At 62.8% G+C, this 20641-nt stretch carries 16 protein-coding genes and 1 tRNA gene; 8 read left to right on the forward strand and 9 right to left on the reverse strand.

Features of this window, described 5'->3' with window-relative positions; all coding sequences use genetic code 11:
- Positions 1-21: 21 nt before the first annotated feature.
- From KOM00_RS15565 to KOM00_RS15575, 3 genes are read right to left on the reverse strand one after another with little or no spacing between them, the layout of a single operon-like run.
- Complete coding sequence (locus KOM00_RS15565) at positions 22-1191, reverse strand: glycosyltransferase family 4 protein (protein ID WP_216499854.1); 1170 nt, start codon at positions 1189-1191, stop codon at positions 22-24.
- Between the two features lie 18 nt (positions 1192-1209).
- Entirely contained in the window at positions 1210-2547 is a 1338-nt protein-coding gene (locus KOM00_RS15570) for a putative sensor domain DACNV-containing protein (RefSeq protein ID WP_216499855.1), read from the reverse strand.
- Between the two features lie 16 nt (positions 2548-2563).
- On the reverse strand, positions 2564-3850 hold the full coding sequence (locus tag KOM00_RS15575; RefSeq protein WP_216499856.1) for a nucleotide sugar dehydrogenase: 1287 nt from the start codon (positions 3848-3850) through the stop codon (positions 2564-2566).
- A 311-nt stretch (positions 3851-4161) separates the two neighbouring features.
- Here KOM00_RS15575 and mutS point away from each other — a divergent pair, with 311 nt between their 5' ends.
- Both mutS and KOM00_RS15585 read left to right on the forward strand, forming a co-directional pair.
- The gene (gene mutS / locus KOM00_RS15580) at positions 4162-6771 is read left to right on the forward strand and encodes a DNA mismatch repair protein MutS (RefSeq protein WP_216499857.1); all 2610 of its coding nucleotides are present in this window, start codon (positions 4162-4164) and stop codon (positions 6769-6771) included.
- A 23-nt stretch (positions 6772-6794) separates the two neighbouring features.
- On the forward strand, positions 6795-8057 hold the full coding sequence (locus KOM00_RS15585) for an N-acetylmuramoyl-L-alanine amidase (RefSeq protein WP_216499858.1): 1263 nt from the start codon (positions 6795-6797) through the stop codon (positions 8055-8057).
- Positions 8058-8126: 69 nt separating this feature from the next.
- Here KOM00_RS15585 and KOM00_RS15590 read toward each other — a convergent pair whose 3' ends face one another.
- Complete coding sequence (locus KOM00_RS15590) at positions 8127-10127, reverse strand: DUF3426 domain-containing protein (RefSeq protein ID WP_216499859.1); 2001 nt, start codon at positions 10125-10127, stop codon at positions 8127-8129.
- A 156-nt stretch (positions 10128-10283) separates the two neighbouring features.
- Between KOM00_RS15590 and KOM00_RS15595 the strand changes: the two genes are divergently transcribed.
- The 6 genes from KOM00_RS15595 (at position 10284) to phoU (ending at position 14995) form a co-directional block, all read left to right on the forward strand.
- The gene (locus tag KOM00_RS15595; RefSeq protein WP_216499860.1) at positions 10284-10982 is read left to right on the forward strand and encodes a DUF1573 domain-containing protein; all 699 of its coding nucleotides are present in this window, start codon (positions 10284-10286) and stop codon (positions 10980-10982) included.
- A gap of 81 nt (positions 10983-11063) precedes the next feature.
- Positions 11064-11140: transfer RNA gene (locus tag KOM00_RS15600), tRNA-Arg, on the forward strand.
- Between the two features lie 434 nt (positions 11141-11574).
- Positions 11575-12576, forward strand: a complete 1002-nt coding sequence (gene pstC, locus KOM00_RS15605; protein WP_236027007.1) for a phosphate ABC transporter permease subunit PstC — start codon at positions 11575-11577, stop codon at positions 12574-12576.
- The gene (pstA, locus tag KOM00_RS15610) at positions 12573-13415 is read left to right on the forward strand and encodes a phosphate ABC transporter permease PstA (protein ID WP_216499862.1); all 843 of its coding nucleotides are present in this window, start codon (positions 12573-12575) and stop codon (positions 13413-13415) included. The genes pstC and pstA overlap by 4 nt, the downstream gene beginning before the upstream one ends.
- Before the next feature lie 103 nt (positions 13416-13518).
- A complete protein-coding gene (gene pstB / locus KOM00_RS15615) occupies positions 13519-14277 on the forward strand; it encodes a phosphate ABC transporter ATP-binding protein PstB (protein WP_216499863.1) in 759 nt (252 codons plus the stop codon).
- 46 nt (positions 14278-14323) lie between these two features.
- Positions 14324-14995: a phosphate signaling complex protein PhoU gene (gene phoU / locus KOM00_RS15620; protein WP_216499864.1), complete on the forward strand. Its 672-nt coding sequence runs from the start codon at positions 14324-14326 to the stop codon at positions 14993-14995.
- Between the two features lie 191 nt (positions 14996-15186).
- Here the strand turns inward: phoU and KOM00_RS15625 are convergent, their stop codons facing one another.
- From KOM00_RS15625 to pstS, 5 genes are all read right to left on the reverse strand, one after another.
- Complete coding sequence (locus KOM00_RS15625; RefSeq protein WP_216499865.1) at positions 15187-16257, reverse strand: sulfate/molybdate ABC transporter ATP-binding protein; 1071 nt, start codon at positions 16255-16257, stop codon at positions 15187-15189.
- A gap of 4 nt (positions 16258-16261) precedes the next feature.
- The gene (gene cysW / locus KOM00_RS15630) at positions 16262-17137 is read right to left on the reverse strand and encodes a sulfate ABC transporter permease subunit CysW (protein ID WP_216499866.1); all 876 of its coding nucleotides are present in this window, start codon (positions 17135-17137) and stop codon (positions 16262-16264) included.
- A gap of 29 nt (positions 17138-17166) precedes the next feature.
- A complete protein-coding gene (gene cysT, locus KOM00_RS15635; RefSeq protein ID WP_216499867.1) occupies positions 17167-17997 on the reverse strand; it encodes a sulfate ABC transporter permease subunit CysT in 831 nt (276 codons plus the stop codon).
- A gap of 134 nt (positions 17998-18131) precedes the next feature.
- Positions 18132-19124, reverse strand: coding sequence for a sulfate ABC transporter substrate-binding protein (locus KOM00_RS15640; protein WP_216499868.1), 993 nt, complete (start codon positions 19122-19124; stop codon positions 18132-18134).
- Positions 19125-19515: 391 nt separating this feature from the next.
- Positions 19516-20544: a phosphate ABC transporter substrate-binding protein PstS gene (gene pstS / locus KOM00_RS15645; RefSeq protein WP_216499869.1), complete on the reverse strand. Its 1029-nt coding sequence runs from the start codon at positions 20542-20544 to the stop codon at positions 19516-19518.
- Between the last annotated feature and the right edge of the window lie 97 nt (positions 20545-20641).

The raw sequence follows: 20641 nt of genomic DNA on the forward strand, positions 1-20641 counted from the left end.
GCGCCCGGGGTGTCCGCGCAGTCACAGCCTCCTGATCAGTTCCACCAGGAGCCTGCCGTTGGCCGCCGGATCGAAATATTGCCTGCATTTGGCCGCCCCGCTCTGGCCGATTTTGGCCGCGGTCTCCGGGTGGTCGAGGCAGTACTCCAGGGCTCCGGCGATGGCCACGGCGTTCCCCGGCTCGACGATGATGGCGTCCTCCATGTGGCTTAAGTAGCGCCGCACGTCCCCGACGTCCGAGACGATCACCGGGTTGCCGGTAGCGAGGTACTCGCCGAGCTTGAAGGGGAACCCGGCGTTGGCGTAGGTCGAGCCGGTCCGGGTCACGCACAGCACGTCGGCGCCCTGCAGGAAACGGTAGAACTCGGCGTCATCGAGGTATCCCACGTACCGTATGGCCGGGTTCGCCGCGATGCGCGCTTGGTAGTTCTCGACGCTCCCCCCCGTGCCGCAGAGCATCAGCTGGCAGTTCCCCTTCTTCTGGTGCACCTTTTCGAAGGCTTCCAGGAGGAGCTCGATGCCATCCTTCTTGGCAAACGACCCCGCGTAAACGAACTTCATCGGTCCCGGCTCCCTCCCCCCCGTCGCACACAGATCGCAGCGAGCCGAGATAGGAATGAGGCAAAGCGGCACCGAGAGCGCTATCTTCTTGCCGTAGAGCGACCTCAGGTAGCTGGAAATGACCACGACCCCGTCAGCGAGCCCCAGGAGATACCGGTCCAGGATCTCGCCGGCCAGCCACTTCAGCTTGCCCGGAAGGGTCAGTTTGTCATCGATGTAGGTGTTGTCCTCCACGATATCGAAGACGACCTTGTATCCCAAGCGCTTCCCCGCCACGATGAGCAGCACGTTTTCCGCGGTCACGCCGCCATAGCAGTACAAAACGTCCATCGCCCCGTCCGTCCGCCACTTCTTCAACATGCCGATTCCGTTCCAGTGGTACCAGAACAGGGCGACCGGCAGTCTCCAGTCGAGCTTCAGGTCCGCGCCGATGCGCCGGTACTCCGTCCCCTGGTGGTTCCCCCCCTGTCCCCCAGGCGTCCCCTCACCCGTGGGCCGCAGCTGCAGCACCCTGGTAGTCGCCGGGAAAGCCTGGAGATGATCGATGAAATGCTGGATCCTCTTGGTGGAAGCCATGCCCGAGGGGTAACCGAACCTCCCCATGAACACTACGTTGAGACCGATTGCCATGACTAGCTCTCCCCTTGTTCAAAACCCCGGAACACCGGTTGGGACCTGGTCCCAGTAGGTGACCGAGCCGTTGTGCCAGCGTACGATCTGGACGCTCTCGTCCTGCGAGATGACGATCGCGATGGCCTGGTGCAACCGCTGGCAGAGCCGGTATGCGGCCCGGTGCCTGGTGCCCACCCCCTCGCTCAGTACCGGTTCGCACTGCTCCCCCTCGGTGTCCAGGGCGTGCGCCACCATCCCCACGCTGTCCAGGTCACCTGAGATGACGCCGCCGAAGCCGAGCAGTTCCTGGCGCTTGGTGATGACCACCGCGCCGTCCACCGCGGAGAGCGCCGCGATGAAGTGAGCCACGTCGAAGATCGCCTCGTCGAGGAGGGCGATGTTCTCGTTCTTGCTGTCGACGTACTCGTGCCATCCCACCATCCTCCCCTCGGCAGCCGCGTCCACGTTGATCTCGGCCAGGGTGTTCATAATGCGCAGGGTGAGGGAGAGGAAGCGCTGCCGCGAATCGAACTCCAGGAACTGGTACTTCAAGGCCAGGTACTGGTTCTGTTCCATGATCTCCTCGGCCATCTCGGCCGGCAGATACACCAGCAGGCCGCCATGGTTGGAGTTCCTGATCACGCTGATGATGCGCCGGATGGCCTGCTGACCGATCTTGCTGCCGAACTGGGGGTCGAGATCGGCCCAGGGACGCTCGGCGCGCTGCCGTGCCTTGCGGTGCAGGGCGAAGGTCTCGTCGTTCAGGGAGGCGAGGCTCTTCGTCATCCAGTCGGAGTTGAAGACGTCCAGGGTCGGGCAGTTGATCTGCCCCCCGTTCAGCGAGGCGATGATCTCGTCCCCGATGCAGACCGAGATCTGCCCCGGCCCGGTGACGTAGACCACCAGGCTGGGTGGCATCGGGGGAGAGGTCTTCCTGCCGCCGTACACGGCATGCATCCAGCGGGTCCCGGAGTGGAGCAGTCCCCAGATCTGGGCGCCGAGGACGGGGTCGATGAAGATGCCGATCAGGGTCCGGTAGAAATCGGCGGCGGGCGCCAGGCGGTGCAGTTCGTACTCGTTGAAGGGGCGCGTCCTGGAGAAGACGAGGCGGTGCATCCCGGTAGGAGGCCCTTCCTGGGCCGCGAAGAGGTAGGAGTCCCTGATGATCAGCCGGAACATGACCGGGCGCTCCTCCTCGCGCAACAGGCTCGCCTGGTAGCAGGTGGATATCACCTGCTCCAGCAGCGCGCGCTCGGGGAGCTGAAGCTTCCCCTGCTCGGCCCCGGGGCAAACCCGGTCCAGCAAAGCCTCGTCCCGCCCCCGGGCGTAGATGAAGGCGACCAGTTCCCTGGGGTAGCTGTGTCCCTCTCTCATGGCAGCCTCCGCCCCCTCACAGGCACCAGACCCGGATCCCCGCGGCGGCCATCTGACGGCTGTCGTAGATCCCCTTCACGTCGATCAGGACCGGGTTCTCGACCATGAGACTCGCGAACTTGGCGGGGGTCCACTGCCGGTAGCTATCGTGCGCCACCGCGACGACGACCGCCACGGCAGGCTGCAACCGGTCCGGTGCCTTGAGCGTCACGCCGTAGGCACTCCTGGCCTCCTGGGGATCCGCCATCGGGTCGCAGACCTGAACCTTCAGGCCGTAGTCCCCCAGCTCGGTCAGGATGTCCACCACCTTGGAGTTCCTGAGGTCCGGGCAGTTCTCCTTGAAGGTGAGCCCAAGCACCGTCACGTAGGAGCCGAGCACGTGGTGCCCCGCCCTGATGATCTCCTTGACCGCACGCTGCGCCACGAATTTCCCCATGCCGTCGTTGATGCGCCGCCCGGCGAGGATGACCTGCGGGATGTAGCCGATCTTCTCGGCCTGGTAGGTGAGGTAGTAGGGATCGACACCGATGCAGTGCCCCCCCACGAGCCCCGGCTTGAAATTCAGGAAGTTCCACTTGCTCCCCGCGGCGGCCAGCACCTCGCCCGTGTCGATGCCGAGCCGGTCGAAGATGAGGGCCAGCTCGTTCATGAGGGCGATGTTCAGATCGCGCTGGGTGTTCTCGATGACTTTGGCGGCCTCCGCGACCTTGATGGAGGGGGCCCGGTGCACCCCCGGGACCACCACCTCGGAGTAGACCGAGGCGACCACGTCCAGGGTACGGGTGTCCTGGCCGGAGACCACCTTGAGAATGCTGGTGAAGGTGTGTTCCCGGTCGCCGGGGTTGATCCGCTCCGGGCTGTACCCCACGGTGAAGTCCTCGGGGCTTTTCATCCCCGAGACCCGCTCGAGGATCGGGAGACAGATCTCCTCGGTGACCCCCGGGTACACCGTGGACTCGTAGACGACGATGTCCCCCTTCTTGAGCGCCTTCCCCACCGTCTCCGACGCGCTGCACAACAGGGAGAGGTCCGGCTGGTTGGCCGGATCGACCGGGGTGGGAACGGCCACCACATGGAAATCGGCCTCGCGCAGGTCCTCGATCCTGTTGGTGTAGCAGATATCCGCGCCGACGAGCTCCTCGGCGGCCACCTCGCCGGTCCGGTCGCACCCCGCGCGCAACTCGTCGATCCTTCTCGTGCTGATGTCAAAGCCGATGGTGCTGCGCACCTTGCCGAACGCCACCGCCACCGGCAGCCCGACGTAGCCGAGCCCCACTACCGAGATCTTACGTCCATGCCCCATGCCGCACCTCCCTTGCCGGCATCCCATTGGTGCCGGTCCGCTCCCGCCTGCGTCACGTTCGCCCCGCTGCAGCCGATGAACGGAGGCCGCCGGGGGGCGCCGCAAAAAACATTAGGCAATTTTAAGTTATTTGTCGTAAAGCTCCAGAGAACGAGTGCAAAAAATGCTTTTTTTCGCCTCCGCAGCCCCCAGGGCGCCTCCCCCTCCCCGGGACCGGAAGCTTCTCTACCGCGCAGGGCAGGGAAGCTTTACATGGACCCTCGATTTTGCTAAGATGCCCCGCGTTTCTCTTCCCCCGAAAAGGTTTCCAAATGTCTGAAATGACGCCCATGATGCGGCAGTTCCTCGAGATTAAGGCAGAACACCCCGACGCCATCCTCTTCTTCAGATGCGGCGACTTCTACGAGATGTTCCTGGACGACGCGGTGAAGGCCTCCCGCATCCTCGGCATCACCCTCACCTCGCGCAACAAGAACGCCGACGGTTCCGAGGTCCCCCTGTGCGGAGTCCCCTACCATTCCTGTGCCCCCTACATCGCCAAGCTGGTCGAGGCGGGGGAGAAGGTCGCCATCTGCGAACAGGCCGAAGACCCAAAGCTCGCCAAGGGGATCGTCAAGCGCGAGGTGGTAAAGGTGATCACGCCGGGGCTCGTGGTTGAGGATGCCTCGCTTTCCCCCAAGGAAAACAACTATCTCCTCGCCCTTTGCTGCGACGGCGAATGCTACGGCATCTCCTACCTGGACCTCTCTACCGGCGAGTTCCGCGTCACCGAGCTCTCCGGGCTGCAGGCGGCGCTGGCCGAGGTGGCCTGCATCGCACCGCGCGAGATCATCCTCCCCTCCTCCTTCCGGGAGCCCCAAAGGTCGAAGGAGATGGCGCCCGTCGCCACCGACCGGAGCGTCACCTATTTCGAGGAGTGGGTCTACGACACCGATTACTGCAACCGCCTGATCGGCAACCAGTTCAAGGGAGCCAGCGCCGAGGCCCTTGGGTGCCACACCCTCCCGGTCGCCCTCCTCGCCGCGGGGGCCGTGCTGCACTACCTGGTGGACACCCAGAAGGGGAACGCCCCGCACGTCACCGGGATCACCCCCTACAACCAGAACCAGCACCTGCTCCTGGACGAGTCGACCCGGCGCAACCTGGAGCTGACGCAGACCATCTCCGACGGCAAGAGGAAGGGGTCGCTTTTGGGGCTCATGGACCGGACCGTCACCGCCATGGGGGGGCGAAAGCTCAAGCAGTGGATCAACTACCCGCTCATGGACCAGGAGAAGATCCGCGGGCGCCAGGACGCGTTGCAGGAACTGATCGAGTTTCCCGGGGTGCGCGCCGAGCTGAAGACGCTTCTGTCCGGGGTCTACGACCTGGAGCGGCTGAACGGGCGCATCAGTCTCGCCTCCGCCTCGGCCAAGGACCTGGCCGCGCTCAAGGCGTCGCTCTCCCGGCTCCCCGCCATCAAGGACCAGGTCGCCGGCTGCGCCGCCCCCCTTTTGAAGGAGCTGGACGGCGGCATCGACCCGCTCTCAGAGATCTGCGACCTGATCACCCGCGCCATCGTGGAGGATCCCCCCTTCGTCCTGCGCGACGGCGGCATCATCGCCGACGGCTACAACGCCGAGCTGGACGAGCTGCGCGCCATAAGCCGCGAGGGGAAGGGGTTCATCGCCCGCCTGGAGGCCCAGGAGAAGGGGCGCACCGGGATCGCCTCGCTCAAGATCCGCTACAACAAGGTGTTCGGCTACTACATCGAGGTGACCAAGGCCAACGTCTCCGCCATCCCCGAGGACTACATCAGGAGGCAGACCCTCGCCAACGCCGAGCGCTACATAACGCCGGAACTCAAGGAGTACGAGGAGAAGGTGCTCGGCGCCGAGGACCGCATCAAGGAGCTCGAGTTCAACCTGTTCCAGGAGGTGCGCGAGGCGGCCGCGGCGCAGGGGGAGCGGATCGCCAGGAGCGCCGACCGGCTGGCCTGCCTGGACGTCCTCGCCTCCCTCGCCGAGCTTGCCCACGACAAGGGGTACTGCCGGCCCGAGGTGCACGAGGGGAGCGAACTCTCCATCACCGAGGGGAGGCACCCGGTCATCGAGGACATGTACTCGTCCGAGCGCTTCGTCCCCAACGACACGCTGCTGGACAACGGCGAGAACCAGCTCATCATCATCACCGGCCCCAACATGGCCGGTAAGTCGACCTTCATGCGCCAAGTGGCCCTGATCACCCTGATGGCGCAGATGGGGAGCTTCGTCCCGGCCGAGAAGGCCCGCATCCCGCTGGTGGACCGCATCTTCACCCGCGTCGGGGCCTCGGACAACCTGGCCCGCGGCCACTCCACCTTCATGGTGGAGATGATGGAGAGCGCCGCCATCCTCAGGGGGGCCACGGCGAAGAGCCTGGTGATCCTGGACGAGATCGGCCGCGGCACCTCCACCTTCGACGGGGTCTCCATCGCCTGGGCCGTCGCCGAGTTCCTGCACGACAACAAGGCGCACGCCGCCAAGACGCTCTTCGCCACGCACTACCACGAGCTCACCGAGCTCGCCGTAACCCGCCCCGGCATCAAGAACTTCAACATCGCGGTCCGCGAGTGGAACGAGCGCATCATCTTCCTGAGGAAAATCGTTCCCGGCGGGGCCTCGCACTCCTACGGGATCCAGGTGGCGCGCCTGGCCGGGCTCCCGCAGGCGGTGATCGACCGTGCCAAGGAGATCCTCACCAACCTGGAGAAGGGGGAGTACGGCGAGGGGGGCGTGCCGCGACTGGCGCGCGGCAAGAAAAACCCGCCACCCTCCCCCCAGCTCTCGCTCTTCGATGCGGGCGAGGACCTGATCAGGGAGAGGCTGAAGGGTGTGGAAGTGGCGCTGCTGACGCCGCTCGAGGCGCTTAACCTGGTGGACGAACTGAAGAGGATGATCTAGATGACACCGAGAGGTCAAGGCGCATGAAGCGCAGGGAATTCGTCAAATACATCGGGCTGGCCGCCCCCTACTACCGCTGGGTCGCCTGCCGGGCGCTGGCGGCGCAGGGCTCATTGCTCCTCTCGCCGCTTTGGACCGGATCCGCGCAGGCCGCCGGAGCGCCCCTGGTCCCGGTCACGGAGCTGAAGCACTGGTCCACCCCGGACTACACCAGGGTCTCCATCACGCTGGACCAGGAGGTGCGCTTCGAGCACCACAAGCTCCCCAACCGGCTCTACCTCGACCTGCAGGGAACGCACCTCAACGCCGGCGTCAAGGACCTCAACATCGGCGACGGCCTTTTGAAGAGCGTGCGCATCGCCCAGTTCGCGGCCTCCACGGTGCGCGTGGTGCTCGACCTGGACAGCATCAAGGAATACAAGGTCTTCACCTTCTCCGACCCCTTCCGGGTCATCGTGGACGTGAAGGGGGAGCGCAGGCAGGAGATCTCCGCGTCCAAGGAGGTCATCGAGAGCGCCCCATCGGAGCCGAAGAACGTGGAGAAGGTCAACCCGCCCGAGAAGGCCAAGCCGGTGGAGAAAGGGAAACAGGCGAAGTTCAAGCCGGGACGGATCCGCAGGATCGTGATCGACCCGGGGCACGGCGGGCACGACCCGGGCGCGGTGAGCCCGTCCGGGACCAGGGAAAAGGACATCGTGCTGCAGATCGGCCTGGACCTCGCGCAGAAGGTCCGCGACGAACTGGGTATCGACGTCGTCATGACCCGTTCCACCGACGTCTTCATCGAACTGCAGGAGCGCACCGCCATCGCCAACAAGGTGGGGGCCGACCTCTTCGTCTCGATCCACGCCAACGCCTCGCTGAACCGCGCCGCCAACGGCATCGAGACCTATTACCTGAACCTGGCCAAGACCGAGAAGGTGGCCCAGTTGGCGGCCAAGGAGAACGGCACCTCGTTGGAGAAGGTGAGCACGCTGCAGGCGATCCTCTTCGACCTGATGGCCAACTACAAGCTGAACGACTCGGCGCACCTGGCCGACGAGGTTCAAAAGGCGCTCTACAAGAAGGCGCTGACCGGCTACCCAACGGTGAAGAACCTGGGCGTGAAGCAGGGGCCGTTCTACGTCCTGGTGGGCGCCACCATGCCCAGCATCCTGGTGGAGACCGCGTTCCTGAGCAACGAACGGGACGAGCAGAAGCTCAAGGACCCGCACTACCAGGCGCTCACCGCCGACGGTATCCTCGCGGGAATCAAGGGGTACATCACCTCACTGAACAAGGGGTGATCCCACCGGGGCTAAAACGCAAAAAGGCCGGCAAATGCCGGCCTTTTTTATTGTCGCTGGTTCTCCTTGCTACTGTCCGGTCGCCACCGTGGAGCCGACCACCTCCACGCCGAAGTCGGCGGCCTCTTTGGGCACGTTGGCGAGGGCCACCACGAAACCGATGGATTGCTCCGGCTTGACGCCGAGGTTGGAGAGCGAGTCGCCGAACTGGTTGTTCATGATGGACTCGATCTTTGCCATGGGAAGCGTGCTCAGCTGTTCGGTCGAGAGGCGGTTGCCGCAGTAGGCGGTCTTTTGCAGCAGCACCTTGCCCGCCTTGTCGAAGATGCTTACCTTCACCTGGATGGAGGCGCGCGCCTTGCGGTAGGAGTTGATTGCCTCGCCGTTCACGACGAACAGTTCGCCGGCCTCCTTGTTCTGGTGGAAGGAAGCCAGGGCATTCTTGATGGTGATGCGCCCCTCCTCGGGGACCTCGATGCCAAACCACTTGGCAACGAAACCGATGCCGTACTGGTCGAGCTTCTTCATCGCCTCCGGACCGCTTTGCAGCAGGTAGAGCCCCGCACCGCTCAGCGCCAGCACCACGACCACGCAGATCCCCACGATGGCGATGGTGATGACGGAGCGCCCCTTGCGCCTGGAAGAGATCGACAGCGGAGGAAGTTCCTCCTCGACCCCTTCCTCGGGGACGGCGCCGGCAAAGGACTTGTCGCCGAAGCTGAAGTCCAGTGAAGACTTGGCGGCCGGTTTGGGCTCGGAGGGCTCGGCGGCGGGGGCTGGCGCCTCTTTGGCTTGGGCAGCACTGACTGCAGCGGCAGCACCTACCAGTCCCGCAATGGCAGCAGCTGCCGGGGCAGTCCCCTCGGTCGCAGGCGCGGCCTTGGGCGTTTCGGAAAAGGAGAAGTCGCCGAAGCTGAATTCCTCGTCCTGCGCAGGCGCAGCACCCTCCCCCTTCTCACTCTCGGGGGCGAAAGTGGTCGGCTCAGCCGTCCCCTCCCCGGGCGCCTCGGCCGCCACGGCTTCCTCCTCAAACGAGAAGGATCCCGCCTCCGGACCGGCAGGTTCTTCCGCTGCGGGCGCCGCAGGCTCCTCAAAGGAGAAGTCACCGAAATCAAACGAATCTGCGGCAGCCGCAGGGGCAGGCTCTTCCTTGGGGGGGGCTGCCGTCTCCTCGAAGGAGAAGTCGCCGAATTCAAGCGCTTCGGCGGCAGGAGCAACCTCCTCCTTGGCAGCAGCAGGCGTTTCATCAAAGGAGAGCTCACCAAAATCCGCTGCGGCAGGTGTTTCTGGGGAAGGCTCCTGGACCGGTGCCGGGCTCTCGTCGAAGGAGAACTCGCCGAAATCAAAAGCGTCCGCAGCGGGCTGGGCGGCAGCGGTCTCCTCCTTAGCAGCGGACGAGGGTTCATCGAAAGAGAGTTCGCCGAATTCGAGCACATTTGTTGCTGCCGGAGCGGCCTCAACCTTGCCCGCGGCAGGCTCTTCGAAGGATAACTCGCCAAAGTCGAGGGGGGACTCTGCGGCCGCCGGCGCGGGTTCAGCTTTGGCCGGGGCCGGCGTCTCGTCGAAGGAGAGCTCGCCGAAATCAAGATCCGCAGCTGCCGAGGGCTTCGGGGCCGGGACGACGGGCTCCTCGCTGAACTCGAACTCGTCGAACCCGCCTTCCGCAGCGGCAGGGACTTCTTTGCCGGCCGCCATGCCGGTCTCGACGTTGATAACACCGAAATCCAAATCGTCCGTGCCGGCAGCGGGTTCGGGGCCGGGGCCGGGCTCGGGCTCAAAGCCGAACCCCGCCAGGTCGTCCTGCTTCGGCTGGGCGGCCTCAGCACCGGGTTCGGGAGAAGGGGTTTCCTTGCCAGCCTGCGCGGTGGCCGGTGCCTTTTCGGCCTGCACCGCGGCTGAAGCCCCGAGTCCGGATAGCAGGGCGTCGAAGTCCGACTCTTCAGCCTTCTGCTCGGCACCGGCCACGAAGACGTGTCGGCACTTGGAGCAGCGGACCTTAACGCCGCCCGGCTTCAGCTTGGAATCGTCCAGCCTAAACTTCGTATTGCATTGGTCGCATTGGAGAATCATCGACCCCTCCGGAATGTTTTGGATCTTCCATTAATTTTCTCAACGGTTTCCTATAACAGAAGCAAATTATAGTGTCAATCATTCTGGTCGCTCCGGCACCTTTGTGGTATAAATAGCCGGTGTGCCGCATCCCAGCGATAATTCAAGAGGAACACCATGAGACGCCTACCCTTTGCATACTTTCTGCTCCTGCTCGCCACCCTGAGCCGTGCCGCCACCGCCTCAGCAGCACCGGAACTGCTGGTAGAGCGGGGAAGTTTCAATTTCGGCACCGTTGCCCAGGGAAAGAAAGTCCAGCATACCTTCACCATAAGAAATAACGGCGACGCCCCCTTGCAGATCAAGAAGCTCGACGCCTCCTGCGGCTGCACCGCCGCCAAGCCCTCGGCCTCCGTGGTCTCCCCCGGCAAAAGCGCCGAGATAGAGGTCAGCTTCGACTCCAGCTCATTCTCCGGCAAGGTCGCGAAGACCGTGACCCTGACCAGCAACGCCGGCAAGACCCCGATCTACACCTTCACCATCGAGGGAACGGTGCTCGACCAGCTGCAGGTAACGCCCCGGCAGGTGAGCCTCGGCGTCGTGAGTAGCAGCACCCCCACCCAGGCCAAGATAAGCGTCGCCAACCACAGCAACGCGACCGTGAAGCTGCTGAACGTAAGCGTCACCTCCACCTCGCTGCAGATCAAGCCCACCATCAAGAAGGGAGAGCTTAAGCCCGGGGAGACCGGCACCATCGAGATCTCGGTGCTGGCGAAGCCTGAAGCCAAGATCCTGAGCGGGTACCTGCATATCACCACCAGCCATCCGCAGAAGAAGGAAATCACGGTTCCCGTCTACGCCTCGATCCCGAAGTGAGCATGGGAATGGGTAAGCCGCTTTTTTTAAAGTTTCATCTTGAGTTGGTTTTCAAAATAGTGTAGTAATGAGTTCTTTCCCGGGCGGGTAGCTCAGTTGGATAGAGTACTGGCCTCCGAAGCCAGGGGTCATGGGTTCGAATCCCATCTCGCCCACCAACTTAAATCGGTATGAAAACGAGGAATGCTCCGGACGTGTGTTTGCAAAAGTGCAAGCGCTCCCGGAGCATTTTCATTATCCCTCCATCGCTTCCTCACATGCTGGTTGCCACCCCTTCCTATTCCTGCCACAGGTAGCGTCCCCTTACGGACCAGGCCGCTGCCAGGAGAGCTTCCATCAACCCGATGGCGGCTCCCCCTCGTGCTCGGGGATTGGGCCACATTGTGGCCGCCTCCTTGCCGGCTCCCCCCCGTTGTCCCCCCCGTTTGTCACACTCTGCCAAAATCCTTCATGAACATTTCGACGAACTGTAACGAAGCTGTAACATCGATGGCCCAAGCTGTTGGCGTATGTAAAACGTCCCCCCCGGAGCACCGGCAACCGCCCCTGTCCCGGAGAAGCATATCCCTGGAGGATAGAAGTGGAGTTAGAGATGCGAACTTCCTGCTGCACCAATGAGACGGAAACGGACCGCGCAGCCGCGGCACCCAAAAGCCCCCAGCCTGCTATAGCCAAGAAGCTCGGCGGCGACTCGATCTTTCGTTACCTGACCACCTTTTTCGCTTTCAGCATCCTCGCGATACTGGCGCTCATGCTCTACGAAATGGCCGGCGAGAGCTTGCCCGCCATCAGGGAGTTCGGCTGGAAGTTCGTGAGCTCGAAGGATTGGGACGCGGTGCAGGGAAGCTTCGGAGCGCTACCCTACCTGTACGGGTCGGTGGTCTCCTCGGTCCTGGCCCTCCTGCTCGCCACCCCACTCAGCATCGGCGCCGCGCTCTTTATAACCGAAATCGCCCCAGGGCGCCTCGGGTCCGTAGTGGCACCGCTGGTGGAGCTTCTGGCCGCGATCCCCTCGGTGATCTACGGCCTTTGGGGCGTGCTGGTCATGGCGCCCTGGCTCCAGAGCACGGTCCAGCCTTTCCTCATCGAACACTTCGGCTTCATCCCGCTCTTCGAGGGGGCCCCGTACGGCGTCAGCATGCTGGCGGCGATCTTCATCCTGATGATCATGGTGGTGCCGATCATCACCTCGATCACCCGGGAGGTGCTGCTGGCGGTGCCGCAGAGCCAGAAGGAGGCCGCCATCGCACTGGGCGCCACCCGCTGGGAGACCATCAAGATCGCCATCCTCCCCTACGGCAAGTCCGGCATCCTTGGTGCCGCCATCCTGGGGCTCGGGCGTGCCATCGGCGAGACCATGGCCGTCACCATGGTGATCGGCAACGCACCCAACATCTCGCTGTCGCTGCTCTCCCCCGCCTACACCATGCCGAGCGTGATCGCCAACGAGTTCGCCGAGACCACCTCGAAGCTGCACGCCTCCGCGCTCATGGAAATCGGCCTGATCCTGATGGTGGTCACCCTGATCGTGAACGCGATGGCGAGGCTTTTGATCTGGAGCGTGTCCGGACGAGCCAAGGGAGGTGCGGCATGATGCAGAGCGTTACCTACCGCAAGATGAAAAACCACCTGATGAGCGGGCTCATGCTCGCCTGCACGCTGGCCGTGCTGGTACCGCTGGGTCTCATCTTCTTCCACATCCTGAAGATGGGGGTCAGCTCGCTCTCCCTCGACTTCTTCACCCACGTCCCCGCGCCGACCGGCGAACCCGGAGGGGGCATGGCCAACGGCATGGTCGGCTCGGCTATCATGATCGCGGGAGCTTCCCTGATCGGGCTCCCCGTCGGCATCCTCGGCGCCATCTACCTGTCCGAGTTCGGCGGCTCCAAGGTGTCCACCCTGATCCGGTTCGCCGCCGACGTCCTCTCGGGCACGCCGTCCATCATCACCGGCATGGTGGCCTACACGCTGCTGGTTGTACCCATGAAGGGCTTCTCCGGCCTGGCCGGATCGGTGGCGCTCGCCATGATCATGATCCCGATCGTCTTACGCACCACCGAGGAGCAGTTGAAGATGGTCCCCGGCTCCCTGCGCGAGGCGTCGCTCGCCCTCGGCGTCCCCTTCTGGCGTACCAGCCTCAAGGTGACCCTGCGCAGCGCGCTCTCCGGCGTCCTAACCGGTGTACTCCTCGCCGTGGCAAGGATCGCCGGCGAGACTGCGCCGCTCCTGTTCACGGCGCTCGGCAACCAGTTCTGGAGCAAGAACGTCATGCAGCCGATGGCGGCGCTCCCCCTGCAGATCTTCAGCTTCGCCATCGCCCCCTACGAAGACTGGCACCGACTCGCCTGGGGCGGGGCCCTGGTGCTGGTGACGGTCATGTTCGCCCTGAGCCTCACCGCACGCTACTTCGGCAGAACCCGGCAGGCGGGATAAAAAACAGGTTGAGGTTGAGGTTGAGGTTAAGGTTAAGGTTGAGGCCGTGGATTGCGAGGAGCCTTCCCAAGCATCGACTTCAGCAGAATTCGAGAGGAAACAGATGAACAACAAGGTACAACTGGAACAGGTCAACATACACTTCGGCAAGACCCATGCGGTGCGCGACATCAGCATGACCTTCCCGGAACACAGCGTCACCGCCATCATCGGGCCGTCGGGCTGCGGCAAGTCGACGCTCTTGCGCTCCATTAACAGGATGCACGACCTGGTCCCGTCGGCGCGGGTCACCGGCAAGATCCTGGTGGACGACGGCGACATCTACGACAGGGGAGTGGACCCGGTAGCCATCCGCCGCCGCGTCGGCATGGTGTTTCAGAAGCCGAACCCGTTCCCGGCCATGTCCATCTACGACAACGTGATCGCCGGCTACAAGCTCAACGGCAGGCTGCCGCGCGAAGAGGCGGACGAGATCGTCGAGAGCTGCCTAAAGCGCGTGGCGCTCTGGGACGAGGTGAAGGACCGGCTTAAGAGCAACGCCATGATGCTCTCCGGCGGGCAGCAGCAGCGCCTTTGCATCGCGCGCACCATCGCCGTCAAGCCGGAAGTGATCCTCATGGACGAGCCCGCCTCCGCCCTCGACCCCATCTCGACCCTGAAGATCGAGGAGCTGATCGAAGAGCTCAAGGAACGCTACACCATCATCATCGTCACCCACAACATGCAGCAGGCCGCCCGCGTCTCCGACTACACAGCTTTCCTGTACATGGGGGACCTGGTCGAATGCGGTGAGACCAAGAAGATCTTCACCACCCCCGAGCAGAAACAGACCGAGGACTACATCACCGGACGTTTCGGCTAGATCCAGAAGACGGAAGTTCATCATCGAAGACAAACCGGAGACAACTATGGAGAGAGAACATTTCAGCAAGCAGTTCGACAACGAACTGAACGAGATACGTGAAAAACTTCTGGAGATGGGTGGCAAGGTCGAATCGATGATCGCCAACGCCATGAAATCCCTGGTGGAGCGGGACACCGAACTGGCGGAGCGGACCATAGCGTTCGACCACGAGATCAACACGCTCGAGATGGTGATCGACGAGAAATGTCTCGAGGTGCTCGCGCGCCGCCAGCCGGCGGCACGGGACCTGCGCTTCATCACCCTGGCCTTGAAGATCGTGACCGACCTGGAGCGGATCGGCGACCAGTGCGCCAACATCTGCAAGCGAGCCCGGGAGCTGAACCAGGAGCCGTCCTTGAAGCCCTACATCGACCTGCCGCGCATGGCAAAGAGCGCGTCCGACATGGTGAAGGAGGCGCTCGACGCCTTCGTGCGGGGGGACGATGCCCTGGCGATCAAGGTCTGCCAGGACGACCAGTGCGTGGACGAGCTGAACGAGCAGATCCAGCGGGAGCTACTGACCTTCATGATGGGGGACCCAAAGACCATCAGCCGCGCCATGAAGATCATCCATGTCTCCAAGTGCCTGGAACGCATCGCGGATCACGCCACCAACATCGCCGAGATGGTCATCTTCATGATCAAGGGGAAGGACATCCGCCACACCATCGCATGACGGTCCTGATACATCTCCGGCAGCGCAAAGGACCGCAACCGCGGTCCTTTTTCTTTGCCCCTCCCCTTCTGCCCCCCCATCAAGCCGGCCGGAACAGGCGGCCGCCCGCACGAGCAGCCACCTGCTCATTGTCACTGTTGCTTTTTCCGGTCAGCAGGAAATGGCGGGCAAGGCGTGAACGCGCACCGTGGCTATATCTGGTAATCCTCCACGAAAACCCGCATCTTGCGCGGCCTCGCATAGACATGATCGCCTACCTTCAGTTTGAGTCGCTCCGCCTCTTCTCGCGGCAGCTCAGCCTCTATGGACCGGTCACCGTCATTAAGCGCCAGGTCGGCGCGCACCATGGCCCCTACGGAGAGCAGGTAACGCACTTCCGCTTTGATGCCCCCCGAACCAGCATTGTCACGCTCTATGGCTATGTCGTGCGAGCGGACGTACCCTACCGCCGGGGCGTCGTGCGCCGACGCGTTCTCTGGTGACGAGACACGAAAACCGGCCATCTGGGCAGTCCCCTCGTGCACCCTGCCATGGAAGAGGTTGACGCTGCCAAGGAAGTCGTAGACGAAAGGGGTGGCCGGGCGGTCATAGACCTCGGAGGGGGTACCCTGCTGCTCGATGCGCCCCCCGTTCATGACCACGATCCGATCGGCGACCTCGAGCGCCTCCTCCTGGTCGTGGGTGACGAAGACGCTGGTGACGTGGATTTCGTCGTGCAGGCGCCGCAGCCAGCGGCGCAGCTCCAGCCGCACCTTGGCATCGAGCGCCCCGAACGGCTCGTCGAGCAGGAGCACCTGCGGCTCGACCGCCAGGGCACGGGCCAGCGCCACGCGCTGGCGCTGGCCGCCGGAGAGCTGCGCCGGGTAACGGTCGGCAAGGTTTTCCAACTGAATGAGCTTGAGCAGGTTGTGCACCCTGTCCCTTATCTCCTGTTTGCCGGGGCGGCTCTTCCTGGGCTTTACCGTCAGTCCGAAGGCGATGTTGTCGAACACGGTCATGTGCCGGAACAGTGCGTAGTGCTGGAAGACGAAGCCGACCTGGCGCTCCTGGACCTGGCGCCTTGTGGCCTCCTCGCCGTCGAAGAGGATCCTGCCGCTGTCCGGACTCTCCAGCCCCGCGATGATGCGCAAAAGCGAAGTCTTTCCCGAGCCAGACGGCCCGAGCAGGGCCACCAGTTCCCCGGAAGGAACCTTGAGGCTCACGTCCTTCAACGCGGCAAAGGTGCCGAATGATTTGCTTACCGCTTCGATTTCGATGCTCATGGGGTTACCTTTCTGTTTCTGCTGCTGCGATCGTCTGCCGCATCTCCCATTCGGACACCGTCTTCACCGCCAGGGTCACCAGGGCGAGCAGGGCCAGAAGTGAGGCCACCGCGAAGGCGGCGGCGTAGCTGTACTCGTTGTAGAGGATCTCCACCTGGAGCGGGATGGTGTTGGTGGCGCCGCGCACGTGGCCGGAAACGACCGAGACCGCCCCGAACTCCCCCATCGCCCTCGCGTTGCAGAGGATCACGCCGTAGAGGATGCCCCACTTGATGTTGGGGAAGGTGACCCTGAAGAAGGTCTGCAGCCCGTTGGCCCCAAGGGTCAGCGCCGCTTCCTCCTCCTCGCGCCCCTGCGACTCCATGAGCGGGATCAACTCCCGCGCGATGAACGGGAAGGTGACGAATATGGTGGCGAGGATGATCCCCGGGGCCGCGAAGATGATCTTGATGTCGTGCTCCTGCAGCCAGGGTCCGAGCCATCCCTGCAACCCGAAGATCAGCACGTAGATGAGGCCGGAAACGACCGGCGAGACCGAGAACGGAAGGTCTATCAGCGTGATCAGGAAGCTCTTGCCGGGAAAGCTGAACTTGGCGATGGCCCAGGCCGCGACGATGCCGAAGAAGAGGTTCAACGGCACGCAGACCGCGGCGGTGATCAGGGTGAGCCGGATGGCCGAGATGGTATCCGGTTCCTTGAGCGCGGCGAGGTAGGCCTCCCATCCCTTTTCCAGCGCCTGCGTGAACACCGCGGCAAGCGGCAGCACCAGGAACAGCGCCAGGAAGCCAAGGGCTATGGCGATCAGCAGCGAGCGCACCCAGGCAGGCTCCGTGACCGCCCCCCCTTTCCTCTCAATTTTGTGAAGCCCCTCACCAACCATATCCTATCCCTCCCGGCGCCTAGGCCCGTTTATTCCGCGAAACGCCTGCTCCATTTCTGCAGCAGGTTGATGCAGAGGAGCATGACGAAGGAGACCACCAGCATGACCGTGGCGATGGCGGTGGCGCCTGCGTAGTCGTACTGTTCCAGCTTGGTGATAATGAGCAGCGGCGTGATCTCGGAGACCATGGGCATATTGCCGGCAATGAAGATGATGGAGCCGTACTCCCCGACCGCGCGCGCAAAGGAAAGAGCGAAGCCGGTCAGGATGGCGGGGAGCATTGTCGGGAGCAGAACCCGGCAAAAGCTCTGCCAGCGGTTGGCACCGAGGCAGGAGGCGGCTTCTTCGATCTCCTGGTCCAATTCCTCCAGCACCGGTTGGACCGTCCGCACCACGAAGGGAAGCCCGATGAAGACCATGGCGACGGCGATCCCGAGGGGGGTGAAGGCGACCTTGACGCCGCGCGGCTCCAGGTAGCGCCCCAGCCAGCCGTTTTGCGAGTAGATGCTGGCAAGCGTGATACCGGCGACTGCCGTGGGCAGGGCGAAGGGGAGGTCCACCAGCGCGTCAACCAGCTTCTTGCCGGGGAAGCGATAACGCACCAGCACCCAGGCCACCAGCACCCCGAAGAACGCGTTGACGAGTGCGGCAGCTAGCGAGGAACCGAAGGTAACGCGATAGGAGGCCAGCACCCGCGGCGCGGTGACTGCAGCGACGAAATCAGCCCAGCTGAGGGTGGCCGTCTTGAAGAAAAGGCCGGAGAGCGGGATGAGCACCACAATGCTCAGATAGAAAATGGTGTACCCGAGCGCCGGAGCGAACCCCGGCACTACCTTGTTTTTCCCGCTCACCCCAGCCATGTTCCTTCCTCCTACGACACCCCCGCTTGCCGGGTCCAAATGAAATAATCAGAGACAGTGACCCAAAGCGATACCCATGAACAGCCCCTCGCCCCGGCCTCTTGAAAGGTGATTCCCTTTGAGCAGCTGGACAGCTACTTGGCGCCGTAGATCTGGTCGAAGACGCCGCCGTCGGCGAAGTGGGTCTTCTGCGCCTTGCGCCAGCCACCGAAGGTGTCATCGATGGTTACCAGCTTCACCCGGGGAAACACCTTGGCGTACTTCGCGGCCACCTTCTTGTCACGCGGACGATAGTAGTGCCTGGCGGCGATCTCCTGTCCTTCCTGCGAGTAGAGGTACTTCAGGTATTCCTCGGCCAACTTGCGGGTCCCCTTCTTGTCGACGACCTTGTCGACGACGGCGACCGGCGGCTCTGCCAGGATGCTGACCGACGGAACCACGATCTCGAACTTGTCCTTCCCCAGTTCATTCACGGCAAGGAAGGCCTCGTTCTCCCAGGCAAGCAGCACGTCCCCCTGGCCGCGCTGCACGAAAGTGGTGGTGGCCCCCCGGGCTCCGGAGTCGAGCACAGGTACGTGCTTGAAGAGTTCTCCGACGAACCGTTTCGCCTTCGCCTCGTTGCCCCCCTTCTGCTTCAAGGCGTACGCCCAGGCGGCCAGGTAGTTCCAGCGGGCGCCGCCCGAGGTCTTGGGATTGGGGGTGATCACCGCGACGCCCGGCTTCACCAGGTCGTTCCAGTCGTTGATCTTTTTCGGGTTCCCCTTGCGCACCAGGAAAACGATTGTCGAGGTGTACGGAGCGCTGTTGTTGGGAAGCCTCTTCTGCCAGTCGGCCGGGAGGAGCTTCGCCTTGTCGCTGATCTCGTCGATATCGTAGGCCAACGCCAGGGTGACCACGTCAGCCTCCAGGCCGTCGATCACCGCCCTCGCCTGTTTGCCGGAGCCGCCGTGGGACTGCTTGAAGGTGACGTCCTGCTTCCACTTCTTGGCAAACGCCTTGTTGTAGTCCTGATACAGCTCGCGGGTCGGGTCGTACGAGACGTTGAGGAACTGCTGCGCCGCGAAGGCGGTGAGGGGAAGTGCTGCGATGAACAACAAGATGGTTACGATACTGGCTGTTTTATTCACGATGCCTCCGTCTGCTTACTCTACAGATTTAGTGGATTATCAAGGCACAAAAAAATGCCGTTGATTCAGATGCAAAAATTGACCGGCTTTGGGCGGAAGTGCGCAACTTCAGGGCGGCTAGGTGGCTTTCGTCTTCACGACTTTCTCTTGCAAGCCTCGGATCGGGCTGCTCGTGCTGACGTTAAACCGGTGAAACATTTTACGGTATTTCACCGTGTTTAAACCTAAACACAACACGATTTTTTTAGTAGGGTTTTTATACTCGCGGCTAAAAACTTTGTCAACCATTTTTATAAGCTTTGAAAAAACACGGTGGCTAAGGCAAAAAAAAGGTGTGCCGGCATAACGCCGACACACCCAGGGTACTCCAGTAACTGCTTGTTGCTGCTGGCTACTTGATGCTCTTGATGGTCTTCTGCACCATCTTCACCACGCTCTCGGGAAGCGGCGCGTAGAGCATGGGGGCGGCCATTTTCTGCCCTTTCGTCATGCTCCAGTTCAGGAATTCGACCAGCTTCTTCCCTTTGGCCGGGTCCTTCTGGTTTTCGTAAACCAGGAGCCAGGTGAAGCCGACCACCGGGTAGGCATCTTTGCCCGGCTGGTTAACCAGGGAGATGCGGTAGTCGGCGGGCATCCCCTTCACTGCTGCCGCCGCTGCAGCAGAGGTGGACTTGATGGAGGGTTCGACGAAGACGCCTGCCTTGTTCTTCAGCGAGGCGTAGGGGAGTTTGTTCTCGAAGGCGTAGGCAAGCTCGACGTAACCGATGGAGTACGGGGTGGTCTTGATCTGGCCGGCGATCCCTTCGTTCCCCTTGCCGCCCAGACCGACCGGCCACTTAACCGAAGCGCCCTTCCCTACCTTCTGCGCCCATTCGGCGTTTACGCCTGCAAGGTAATCGGTGAAGATGCTGGTGGTGCCGCTGCCGTCGGAGCGGTGCACGACGATGATCGGCTTCGCCGGGAGGTTCACCCCTTTGTTGTCATCGGCGATCCTCGGGTCGTTCCACTTGGTGATCTTGCCGAGGTAGATGTTGGCCAGGTCCTCGGAGTTCAGTTTGATGCCGGAGGGAACGCCCGGGAGGTTGTAGGTCACCACCACGGCACCCATGACGGTCGGGATGTGGATCAGCTTCCCCGGAGCACCCTTCAGCTCGGCATCGGAGAGGAACTTGTCGCTGGCACCGAAGTCGACGGTCTGGGCGGTGATCTGCTTGATGCCGCCGCCGCTGCCGATGGACTGGTAGTTGAATTTCACGCTCTTGTCGACCTTGGCGTACTCACTGAACCACTTGGAGTACAACGGGTACGGGAAGGTGGCTCCGGCGCCGTTGATCAGGGTCTCGGCCGACGCCTCGCCTGCTGCGCCGACTGCGGCAACCAGGGCAAGGGCAAGGAATGCTTTCTTTATGGTCTGAATCATCTTCTCCTCCTCTTTGGTTTTGAGGAGACTATAGCGGCGTTATGTTGCAGTCCGGTTACAACCGCAGCAAGAGTTTGTAAAAGTGAACGCCGAATCT

Source organism: Geomonas diazotrophica (genome assembly GCF_018919385.1).
Taxonomy (GTDB): Bacteria; Desulfobacterota; Desulfuromonadia; order Geobacterales; family Geobacteraceae; genus Geomonas; species Geomonas diazotrophica.

Bases quoted from the DNA above. Each gene is read 5' to 3' on its own strand.
- KOM00_RS15565 (WP_216499854.1), bottom strand. From the start codon at position 1,191: ATGGCAATCGGTCTCAACGTAGTGTTCATGGGGAGGTTCGGTTACCCC.
- KOM00_RS15570 (WP_216499855.1), bottom strand. From the start codon at position 2,547: ATGAGAGAGGGACACAGCTACCCCAGGGAACTGGTCGCCTTCATCTAC.
- KOM00_RS15575 (WP_216499856.1), bottom strand. From the start codon at position 3,850: ATGGGGCATGGACGTAAGATCTCGGTAGTGGGGCTCGGCTACGTCGGG.
- mutS (WP_216499857.1), top strand. From the start codon at position 4,162: ATGTCTGAAATGACGCCCATGATGCGGCAGTTCCTCGAGATTAAGGCA.
- KOM00_RS15585 (WP_216499858.1), top strand. From the start codon at position 6,795: ATGAAGCGCAGGGAATTCGTCAAATACATCGGGCTGGCCGCCCCCTAC.
- KOM00_RS15590 (WP_216499859.1), bottom strand. From the start codon at position 10,127: ATGATTCTCCAATGCGACCAATGCAATACGAAGTTTAGGCTGGACGAT.
- KOM00_RS15595 (WP_216499860.1), top strand. From the start codon at position 10,284: ATGAGACGCCTACCCTTTGCATACTTTCTGCTCCTGCTCGCCACCCTG.
- pstC (WP_236027007.1), top strand. From the start codon at position 11,575: ATGCGAACTTCCTGCTGCACCAATGAGACGGAAACGGACCGCGCAGCC.
- pstA (WP_216499862.1), top strand. From the start codon at position 12,573: ATGATGCAGAGCGTTACCTACCGCAAGATGAAAAACCACCTGATGAGC.
- pstB (WP_216499863.1), top strand. From the start codon at position 13,519: ATGAACAACAAGGTACAACTGGAACAGGTCAACATACACTTCGGCAAG.
- phoU (WP_216499864.1), top strand. From the start codon at position 14,324: ATGGAGAGAGAACATTTCAGCAAGCAGTTCGACAACGAACTGAACGAG.
- KOM00_RS15625 (WP_216499865.1), bottom strand. From the start codon at position 16,257: ATGAGCATCGAAATCGAAGCGGTAAGCAAATCATTCGGCACCTTTGCC.
- cysW (WP_216499866.1), bottom strand. From the start codon at position 17,137: ATGGTTGGTGAGGGGCTTCACAAAATTGAGAGGAAAGGGGGGGCGGTC.
- cysT (WP_216499867.1), bottom strand. From the start codon at position 17,997: ATGGCTGGGGTGAGCGGGAAAAACAAGGTAGTGCCGGGGTTCGCTCCG.
- pstS (WP_216499869.1), bottom strand. From the start codon at position 20,544: ATGATTCAGACCATAAAGAAAGCATTCCTTGCCCTTGCCCTGGTTGCC.